This is a genomic window from Flavobacterium sp. W22_SRS_FK3, assembly GCF_052113665.1.
Lineage (GTDB): Bacteria > Bacteroidota > Bacteroidia > Flavobacteriales > Flavobacteriaceae > Flavobacterium.
The window spans coordinates 47,037-57,144 of the sequence record NZ_JBGQOF010000021.1; the positions used below are offsets into that span (position 1 = coordinate 47,037).

General features: G+C 33.2%; 8 protein-coding genes, 3 tRNA genes and 1 pseudogene. 8 read left to right on the forward strand and 4 right to left on the reverse strand.

Going from position 1 to position 10,108, the window contains the following annotated elements; genetic code table 11:
* Window positions 1-501: 501 nt before the first annotated feature.
* Window positions 502-3,216 (forward strand): S8 family serine peptidase, encoded by a 2,715-nt coding sequence (locus ACEN2I_RS17025; protein ID WP_441767308.1) that lies wholly within the window; start codon window positions 502-504, stop codon window positions 3,214-3,216.
* Between the two features lie 58 nt (window positions 3,217-3,274).
* On the opposite strand, the gene ACEN2I_RS17030 is transcribed toward ACEN2I_RS17025, so the two are convergent.
* The gene (locus ACEN2I_RS17030; RefSeq protein WP_441767309.1) at window positions 3,275-3,880 is read right to left on the reverse strand and encodes an NAD(P)H-dependent oxidoreductase; all 606 of its coding nucleotides are present in this window, start codon (window positions 3,878-3,880) and stop codon (window positions 3,275-3,277) included.
* 229 nt (window positions 3,881-4,109) lie between these two features.
* Between ACEN2I_RS17030 and ACEN2I_RS17035 the strand changes: the two genes are divergently transcribed.
* Window positions 4,110-4,955: an AraC family transcriptional regulator gene (locus tag ACEN2I_RS17035; protein WP_441767310.1), complete on the forward strand. Its 846-nt coding sequence runs from the start codon at window positions 4,110-4,112 to the stop codon at window positions 4,953-4,955.
* A gap of 96 nt (window positions 4,956-5,051) precedes the next feature.
* Here ACEN2I_RS17035 and ACEN2I_RS17040 read toward each other — a convergent pair whose 3' ends face one another.
* The 3 genes from ACEN2I_RS17040 to ACEN2I_RS17050 form a co-directional block, all read right to left on the reverse strand.
* Window positions 5,052-5,537 carry a hypothetical protein gene (locus ACEN2I_RS17040; protein WP_441767311.1) on the reverse strand — a complete coding sequence of 162 codons (486 nt, stop codon included), beginning with the start codon at window positions 5,535-5,537 and terminating at the stop codon, window positions 5,052-5,054.
* Window positions 5,538-5,555: 18 nt separating this feature from the next.
* Window positions 5,556-6,317, reverse strand: a complete 762-nt coding sequence (locus ACEN2I_RS17045; protein WP_441767312.1) for a C40 family peptidase — start codon at window positions 6,315-6,317, stop codon at window positions 5,556-5,558.
* Window positions 6,318-6,387: 70 nt separating this feature from the next.
* Complete coding sequence (locus ACEN2I_RS17050; protein WP_441767313.1) at window positions 6,388-7,566, reverse strand: acetyl-CoA C-acyltransferase; 1,179 nt, start codon at window positions 7,564-7,566, stop codon at window positions 6,388-6,390.
* A 240-nt stretch (window positions 7,567-7,806) separates the two neighbouring features.
* Between ACEN2I_RS17050 and ACEN2I_RS17055 the strand changes: the two genes are divergently transcribed.
* The 6 genes and pseudogenes from ACEN2I_RS17055 (at window position 7,807) to ACEN2I_RS17080 (ending at window position 10,058) form a co-directional block, all read left to right on the forward strand.
* A tRNA-Ser gene (locus ACEN2I_RS17055) sits at window positions 7,807-7,893 on the forward strand.
* Between the two features lie 15 nt (window positions 7,894-7,908).
* A tRNA-Pro gene (locus ACEN2I_RS17060) sits at window positions 7,909-7,983 on the forward strand.
* 35 nt (window positions 7,984-8,018) lie between these two features.
* Window positions 8,019-8,092 (forward strand) — tRNA-Arg (locus ACEN2I_RS17065).
* A gap of 316 nt (window positions 8,093-8,408) precedes the next feature.
* Window positions 8,409-8,834: pseudogene (locus ACEN2I_RS17070) on the forward strand (site-specific integrase); the annotation flags it as partial.
* 445 nt (window positions 8,835-9,279) lie between these two features.
* Window positions 9,280-9,507 carry a hypothetical protein gene (locus ACEN2I_RS17075; protein WP_441767314.1) on the forward strand — a complete coding sequence of 76 codons (228 nt, stop codon included), beginning with the start codon at window positions 9,280-9,282 and terminating at the stop codon, window positions 9,505-9,507.
* 131 nt (window positions 9,508-9,638) lie between these two features.
* On the forward strand, window positions 9,639-10,058 hold the full coding sequence (locus tag ACEN2I_RS17080) for an SDR family NAD(P)-dependent oxidoreductase (RefSeq protein ID WP_441767315.1): 420 nt from the start codon (window positions 9,639-9,641) through the stop codon (window positions 10,056-10,058).
* The last annotated feature ends 50 nt before the right edge of the window (window positions 10,059-10,108 follow it).

Here is a 10,108-nt window from a genome sequence, read left to right on the forward strand (position 1 = left end):
ATCTTCAAATTTAATTATTTTTTTATATTAAAATACTTATAAAATTAGTATTTAACAAAATTAACATTTTTTGTTAAATTATTTTATATGGTTTTTAAATAAAATTTATCATATTATGTATGTGAGATCAATGAAATCAATAACTAAATATAAATCAGACTTTTAAGTTTTATTTTTAGATTGTAACCTTTCACTTAGTTTAGCGACTGTTAAAAACTGATTTTAACGTTTTGTGAATTTTTAAAATACAAAAAGGGGATATATACACTATTGCATATTGTTGTAGGTTATGAAGATCGTGAATGAAATAAAAAACGCTTATTTTTTTTACAAATAATTTAATAACTTTGAATTGTTTAGAATGTATAAATGTTTTAAATAGAAATAATTAATCACAAATTTCATCATTAACTTGTCTTTAATTTAAGAAATATAAACAGGCCAAATAGTCAATTTAGAACATCAATAAGAATGTCGTAATTGCCCCAACATCTAGAGTAAATGAAGACACAAATTACTTTTTTTCTTTTTATGATAACTATGATCTGTTTCTCACAAAGCCCTGACAGATGGAAGCGATACATAAAAAAAGAAAACAAAAAAAAAATTGAGAAATACTATTTTACATCTTTGGGAAATGCGCAGCACAACAAATACAAGGTCGTAAAAAAACTTGACAGTACTTTTTGTATTGTTGAAAATGAAGGTTTGAGGTCTAATCAAACTTTAAAAGAAATTCTTCCGGTAAACAGCTTATGGAAATTGCCGGTAAATTTTTCAAATCATACTGTAGATAAGCAGTATATCATAGCCACTGATAGTATCAATGCGTTAATTACTGATTTGAAATCAATACCTATTTCTGATATCAAAATACTGGATAATCATCTTGTACTGATAAAAAGTGATTCCAAAAAAATTATCGATGAGATTATAACTTTGGGCAGTGTGTCTTCTGTTTCACAGGAATCACTACAGCCAAGAGGAGAATCTAAAATAATAGATCAAAATCTCAGTGTCAATTATATAAATAAAGCCAATGCTAATTTTGCTCTTTTAACAGGCGAAAATCAGGTAGTAGCTGTTAAAGATGATTTTTTTGATGTAAGTGATATTGATCTGATAAATAAACACATTTCTTCTCAAGCAGAATCTCCTATTGTGTCAAGCCATGCGACTGCTATGGCGACTATTATTTCCGGATTAGGAAATAGTTCTGCATTAGGAAAAGGTGTCGCTCCAGAGGCTAAAATTCAATCATCTGACTTTTCCAACATCTATCCTGATGAAGTTGCTACTTTGCAAGGAGCTGCCACTCAAAATCATTCCTATGGTACAGAGATTGAGAATTTTTATGGTTCGCTCGCTAATGCTTATGATTCTCAATTATACTTAAATATAGATTTGACTCATTGTTTTTCTTCAGGTAATAGTGGACTTCAAGGATATAAATCTATTACCGGGAATTTCAAACAATCCAAAAATAGTATCGTATTGGGCTGTATTGACCAAAACGAAATAATTATGCCTTTTTCTTCAAAAGGCCCAGCCTATGATGGACGAATAAAGCCGGAATTAGTGGCCTTTAGTACACAAGGAACTTCAAATGCTACAGCATTAGCAACAGGAATTATTACGCTGATGAAACAACATTATAAAAATCTAAACAATGTTTCTTTAGCTAACGCCATGGCAAAAGCTGTTTTAATTAACAGTGCAAAAGATTTAGGTAATACAGGGCCGGATTTCACTTATGGTTATGGTAATATTAATGCTGATAAAAGTTTAAAGACAATCAGTGAACATCGAATCATATCTGGTAACTTGACAACTGCTCAGACGAATTCACATACGATTATGCTACCGGAAAAGGCAAAAAACTTAAAAATTACATTAGTCTGGAACGATTTGCCTGCTGCAATCAACAGCAATATAAGTTTAGTAAACGATTTAGACCTGGAAGTTATTTCTGCTGACAATAGTATTTTTTTACCATGGATTCTTAATCCTGATGCTCCACTGCAGCCAGCTGTGAGAGGAAAAGATAAAATAAATAATATAGAACAGGTAACTGTTGAAAACCCTGATTCCGGGTTCTATATAATCAATATTATGGGTTCATATGTATCGGGTACCTCTCAGGAATATTGCATTGCTTATGAATATGAATTAGAAAATCAATTTGAATGGAATTACCCTGTAAACAATGATAATTTCCCTTATGATGGTAAGACTATTTCTCCTTTGAAATGGAATTCTTCATTTTCTGGTATCTCCGGACAATTATCTATTAGTTATAATAATGGGCAGACTTGGGAAATTCTCGAAAATGATGTAAATCTGGATAGCGAACAATTTATTTATATGCCTGCAGAGCGAAAATTTTCAAAAGCAAAATTAAAAATGACCATTGGTAATACAGATTATATTTCTGATAGTTTTACGATTTCTTATGATTTAAACATTAGTACCAGTTTAGTTTGTGAAGGTACAACAGAAATTAACTGGGACAAACCAACTGATGTTTCTTCGTTTAATATTTATCAACTAACAGGAGATCATTTACAATTTAAAGAGCAAACCACAAACGCTACTTATACCTATACTGATGGAAAAATTTATACTGTTGTTCCTGTATTTAATAACAGCGAAGGCATTAAAAGTGAGTCGACATTACAGTATGCTCAAAATTCAAATTGTTATTTTGAGTTGACTTTTGCAGAAGTTTTTGAGGAGAACAAAGTAAAGATTGATGCGAGCCTTTTCAGCCTGTATAATATCAAAAGAATTGAGTTAGTAAAAATAAGTAATAATGCTGAGAGTGTTATTGGTACTATAAATGATATCAATTCAAAAACATTTTCTTTTTTAGATGCAGCTCCAGTAAAAGGAACTAACAAGTATAAAATAAATATAATCTTAGAAAACAATAATGTAATAAGTTCATTAATTCTGGATACTAATTATTTAGGCAATGATTTGTTTTTTGTTTATCCCACGCTATTAAGCAAAAATGAAGAATTAAATATTGAAGGTAAAAAAGAGGGAACCGCTATTTTCTATTTGTACAATATGAGTGGAAAAAGCACGATTATTTCTCCTATATTTTCTAAAACCAATATCATCAATATAAAAAATCCTGCATCAGGAATTTATATCTATAAAATAATTACAAGCTCAGGCGAAATGCAAACAGGGAAAGTTGTCATTTTTTAAATCATTGTTACGTTTTTAATTTTCAGGGAAAGAGAATACGGTCTAAAATTAGATCTCATTATATGTTTTTGAAAATTTGCTCTAAGTGATTAATGTAGTTTTTCTTAAAGATGTCAATATTTTCGGCTGTTGCGCCTTTTTCAACGTCGTGGAAATGAAAGCCGTCCAGTTTTTCCATACCTGTAAATTTATTCATTTTATGAAAACCAAACATGGCACCGTCATCGACAGATGTTTCTTCGAAGAATTCTCCCGGAAGTGTAAATGCAGTTGCAGGTGCGTTCCAGCTTGTGGTTAGCATGTATTTACGACCGTGTAAAAGTCCACCAGTTCCGTAATTAATGTCCGGATTTGTTCTGGTTCTTCCGTCGCTTTTGTATATTCCTTTATTATGTCCGGCTGTAAAAACATCGTCTATGTATTTTTTGAAAAGATTGGGTAATTGAAACCACCAAATTGGTGTGTGATAAATGATAACATCAGCCCAAACAAATTTTTCGACTTCTTTTTCTAAGTTAATTTCTTCTTTAATGGAGGTTGTTTTTATTTGGAATTGCTTGCTCTTCATTAAGTATTCGATAGTCCAGTTGGTAACGGTTTGGTTGAATTTCCCACCTGAATGTGCGAAATTTTGACCTCCGTTGATAATAAATATTTTCTTCATATTTGTAAATGTTTTTATTTTTCTGTTGTTGTGTGAGGGGTAGCAGCGATATCCTTTTATTTTTTTCATTAAAAATAAAAGATTTAGCGGATGACCCGACCCCGCTTTTTTTGCGGGGGCACACCCAAAAATTCTTTATTATTTTATATCTTAAATTATCTGACAAAAATATACCTTTTTTAAGTGTTTAAAATGGTATATATTTTCGTTTATTAGGTATATTTGCAAAATGAAAAAAGAAAATTTATACGAGCCGTTTACCGTTTCTTTCGAAACTCTTGACCAATATCCGGATGTTGGTGATTGTCATAATTTCTTTGAATTGGTTTATATCTTGGGAGGAACAGGCTCGCAATGTATCAACAAAAATATTTTTAAATATGATGCGGGGCACATGTTTCTATTGACGCCAGAAGATTGCCATAATTTTACGATAGAAAGTGAAACGAAGTTTTTCTTTTTAAGGTTCAATGATATTTATTTGAAAAATTCGAGTTTGCAGAATGAAAATATTCAGCGTTTAGAATACATTTTACAAAATGCTAATCATCAACCGGGCTGTATTTTAAAGAATGATGCTGATAAATGTTTGGTTAAGGTAATGATTGAAGCGATTTGCCGTGAACATCAGGATAAGGATGTTTACAATAAGGAATTGATTCAGCAGTTGGTTAACACGCTGATTATTATCGTTGCCAGAAATATTGCGAAGTATTTGCCGGAACAGGTAAATGTTGGAGCTGAAGGTAAAGCAATTGATATTTTGCAGTACATTCAGAACAATATTTATTATCCGGATAAAATTAAAGCAGAGTCAATAAGTAATTATTTTGGAATTTCGAATACCTATTTGGGCAGATATTTTAAGAAACATGCCAGTGAAACGATGCAGCAATACATTGGCAATTATAAAACGAAGCTGATTGAACATCGTTTGCAATTCAGTGATAAGCGAATTAATGAAATTGCGTATGAATTTGGTTTTACGGATGAGAGCCATTTTAATAAATTCTTTAAGAAACAAAAGGGTAGTAGTCCTTCGGCGTTTAGGAAAACTATCAGGATTAGTGCCTGATAAGTTTACACGCGGATGAGACTAATTTAAGAGGGCTTTATTTTTTTTCCACTTATTCACATTAAAATGATTTTTTAATCTGTGAATGTATATTTCTTATCTAATAACTGTAGTTTCTGTAAATTTTATATCTTCTAATTTTGCATTTTTATTATCAAGGAAAAGCTGATTCATTGCATGAAATTCGGCGCTCCTTCCTGCGATTTTTATCATGGTTTCCTGCGACAGAGTTTGGAAGTGTTTTTTAGAAACCTTGAAAATTATTTGATAAGATTCTGTATTTTTAAACTCTCTTTTGATTTCTTTTTTAGTTGAGTCAATTTCATTATACGTTTCAAGCCAATTTATTTTTGGAAAGCATAATCTAACAAAGGCGATAGGAAGAAAAACATATATTTCTTGTGCTTCAAAATCATTTTTACACAATTTGCATAAAATTTCAAATAGAACATCTTCATTAATATTTTTGTCTAAAGATTCAATAAAACGGATTACATTTTCAACTGAGATTGCAAAATCAGGACTTATGAAATCTTTTGATTTATGAGTTTTACTCTTTAATAGAAAATTAAAAAATTTCATGTTTTGTTTATTCGAAAACTAAATTATTTTTTTAATTACACGAAGATTATGTGTGTGTTTATTTAATTCAGGATTGTAAATTCCTAAATGATCTAAACGGTCAATGCGCACTTTTCCGCTGGCGTGAATGATGTAATTATTTTCCATGATGATTCCGACATGAATGATGTTTCCTTCTTCATTATCAAAAAAAGCTAAATCGCCGGCTTCACTTTCTTCAATGAAGCTTAAAGGTTCGCCATCAAGGGCTTGCTGAGAAGCGTCTCGATGAATTTTGTAACCGTTTAGTTTGTAAACCATTTGTGTAAAACCGGAGCAATCGATGCCAAAAGGTGTTTTTCCGCCCCAAAGATAGGGAGCATTCAAATACATGAAAGCAGTATTTATCAAAGCGCTTTTAGGTTTTATTCCACTGGTTTTTGTTCCTTCGAAATCGAAATTTGAAGTATTGATTTCACTGTTATTTAAAAAGGTTAAGGAAGCACCAAGTGGAATTGGCAGTAATAAATTATCCGGCGCGCTGATGTAATCAATTAAATCTGCATTTAAGATAATGGCTTCTTTGCTTAGCTGATTATAATTAGTTTCTGAAATTACCTGATACTGTTTTGAATCTACCCATCCTTCATAATCATCAAACTGAATTTTTATTCGGGCCCATTGATTTTGGTGTTCTAAAATTTCGATGTGTTCGCCAAACAAAAGCTGTGTAACGATTTCACTTCTGTCACTTGGCTCAGATCGAACGGGTACTATGGCTAGATTGCAAATTCCGAACATTTAAGGTAATTTATAAGTTGAAAATAAGGAGTTGTTTTTTTAATAAACAACTCCTTATTTGATAATTTATTTAGGCTCTTTCGATAATAATTGCAGATGCACCGCCACCGCCGTTGCAAATTGCAGCAGCTCCGGTTTTGGCATTGTTTTGTTCCAGAACATTTAGTAAAGTTACAATGATTCTGGCACCTGAACATCCAAGAGGATGTCCTAAGGAAACTGCACCACCATTTATATTTACTTTATCGTTGTCTAAACCAAGTATTTTTGAATTGGCTAATCCTACAACCGCAAAAGCTTCGTTGAATTCGAAATAGTCAACATCTTCGATTGTAATTCCAGCTTTGTGCAACGCTTTTGGTAATGCCTTTGCCGGACTTGTTGTAAACCATTTTGGCTCCTGAGCGGCATCAGCGTAACCTTTGATGTAAGCTAATGGTTTTAATCCTAATGAAATTGCTTTTTCCTCAGACATTAAAACTAAAGCAGCAGCTCCGTCATTTATTGTGGAAGCATTTGCAGCAGTAACAGTTCCTTCTTTTGTAAAAACTGCGCTTAGTGAAGGAATTTTATCTAATTTCACATTAGTGTATTCTTCATCTTTTGAAACAATAATTGGTTCACCACGTCTTTGTGGCACTTCAACCGGAACAATTTCGTTGTCAAATTTTCCAGTATTCCATGCTTTTGCGCTTCTTTCATACGATTGAATAGCAAAATTATCCTGTTCTTCACGGCTAATTTTATATTCAGACGCACACAAATCAGCACAAACTCCCATTGCGTTGTTATCATAAGCGTCTGTCAAACCATCTTTTTGCATTCCGTCAAGCATTGTTGCTGGGCCGAATTTAGTTCCGTTACGCATTTGTACGTAGTGTGGAATCAAACTCATGTTTTCCATTCCTCCCGCCACTACGATTTCTGCATCGCCACAAGCAATAGTCTGCGCGGCAAACATAACGGCTTTCATTCCGGAAGCACAAACTTTGTTTACAGTTGTAGCAGCAACTTCTTCAGACAAACCGGCAAAAAGCGCTGCCTGACGCGCCGGAGCTTGACCAACTCCCGCTTGTACGACGTTACCCATAAAAACTTCATCAACTAATTTTGGATCCAGGTTAATTTTTTGAAGCGCCCCTTTTATAGCGGCAGCACCTAATTTTGGTGCGGGTACGGTAGATAAACCTCCCATGAAACTTCCGATAGGTGTTCTAACGGCAGAAACGATAACAACTCTTTTGTTCATTTTCTGTTTGATAATAGTTAATCAAGCAAATTTAATCTTTATTTATACAATTTCAAATTTTGAATCAATTCGATTAGATTATAAATTGAACATGAAATTTATGTTAATTCTATTTGTTTGATTGTGAAGTGTTTTAAAAAAAAGATTGAAAAAAGATAAAAAAAAGCTCAGAAATACTTGTGAGAAATATAATGTTGTGTTACATTTGCAACCGCAAAATAGGGCATGTTCCTTGAGCTTGGAGAGTTGCCTGAGTGGCCGAAAGGACTTGTTTGCTAAACAAGCGTATGGGGAACTGTACCAAGGGTTCGAATCCCTTACTCTCCGCTTCAGTTTTGCCTACGGGGTGTAGCGTAGCCCGGTTATCGCGCCTGCTTTGGGAGCAGGAGGCCGCAGGTTCGAATCCTGCCACCCCGACTTTTTTTTAAGTCTTTTTATAAAAAACTTATTTTGGTTCCATAGCTCAGCTGGATAGAGCAACGCACTTCTAATGCGTAGGTCGAAGGTTCGAATCCTTCTGGGATCACTGAAATTGAATTTTAAGCCAATTAAAATTCAGTTAAACAGCTGAAAACCCGCACTTTGTAAAGATGCGGGTTTTTTTATTCTTCGTTTATATTTTCAAAAAGCCACAAAAATGCGGATCAATACGATTCTGTGGCACATTCGTGGCGTATTTGAAATTTATAAAAAAGCGCCACAGATTCAGACTTAAGTATTTGAAAGTTAACATGTAAACCGCGTTAATGACCTGATTTATAGATGTTTTAATTCGATATTTATTCACTTGAATTTTGAATTATGTTAGAAAGCAGTTTTGGATTAACTTTTTTTTGAAAGAGGAAAAGCATAAATTTTTTACAACTCGTCTAACTGTGGTTAGAGATGTTTTTGTCTTTCAATGTTATAAAAGCCTTGCTTACATTGATGTTTTTAATTTGAAACAATCTGATTTAAAAGTGGGTGTCGATGGTGAGAAGTGGATAATGTCTGGAAGGCAGAAAATAGGAAGTCCTATTAATATTCTACTGCTACCTAAAGCTGTTGAGATAATTGAGAGGTACAAAGATAATCGTCTTTGTGTGGAAAGGAATTCAGTACTTCCGGTGAGTTTAAATCAGAAAATGAATGAATACATTAAGGAAATAGCTGATTTGTGTGGTATCCCAAGTGCTTTGAATACTCATAAAGCAAGAAGAACCTTTGGAAGCACAATAACACTGAACAATAATGTCCCAATTCATGTGGTAAAGGAAATGTTAGGACATCTATTGTTGATATGCCAAAATTTGGGAATAACATTTAAACCAATATCACAGTTTCCCCCAAATGGAGAGATTTTATTATATTTTGGCAGAAAGAATAAACGGAATAAAGGATAAAACACATTAGTGCTTTACCCTTTATTTATTACATTTGCATTAATGATTTCCAAGGTAATCAAATGAAAGTAAGTGCAGTAAGCACGATTACTAAATCGTTACTGTTTAAGTTGCTAAAGATTGATATAAAAATCTATAATTTAGTCTTTTGCATTATTCTTCATAGTTACTTGTGACTTATTTTACATTCTTTTACAGATAGAAAATTAAGTCCTCCGGTATTCAATAGGGTATATTGCAGAGTCATGGTGGACCTGCTGAGTGGGTAATGTCGTTTTTGTATTTTACTGAATCTGCATTATCATGAGAAATTAAGATTTAAAGACTTTTTTTGGTTTCAGAAGGAATTTCTCCTAAAGTTTTTACTTCTGAAGTTTTGAGGTTAGAAGCACACCAGCTGATTCAAAAGAAAATCGAATACACACCCACCAAAGACATCACTTATCATGTCTTAACTACATACGCTCAGGAAATTTGGACCGTGTTGAATACCTTGATAGAATTTGGATTATCAAATCCCCAGAAGGTCATCAGATTGTTTCACTCAGATAAAAATTAAACGCTGTTAATTGAAGTGAAAATTTCTGTTTCACTGTATATTCTGCCATTAGGTTACAAACATCTGCGGTTCGCCTACAAATATGAATGTCTGTCTTATTAATTTTGCCCTATTAAAATAAATAAAATCTTATGGCACAGGAAAATAGAGTGTGGTTTATTACGGGATCATCCCGTGGTTTCGGACATATATGGACAGAAGCAGCATTGAAACGCGGCGATAAAGTAGTTGCTACAGCAAGGAATTTGGAAAGCATTTCCGATTTTAAAGAAAAATATGGCAACCAGGTATTGACCCTGGAGTTGGATGTAACAAATCCTGAGCAGGTCAAAGAAGCTGTTAAGAAAGCCCACGAATATTTCGGAAAACTTGATATCGTTCTAAACAATGCAGGCTATTCATTGGTCGGCACTATTGAGGAAGGTACTACGGATGAGATCCGTACTTTGTACGAGACCAACATCCTTGGTCCAATACATGTTATTCAGGCAGCATTGCCAATCTTGAGAGAACAGGGTTTTGGTGGATCAATACGAAAACCTGAGGAGTAGTAAAAATTAAGCATAAATATTAGTTAGTCTAAAAAGGAAATATTCTATAT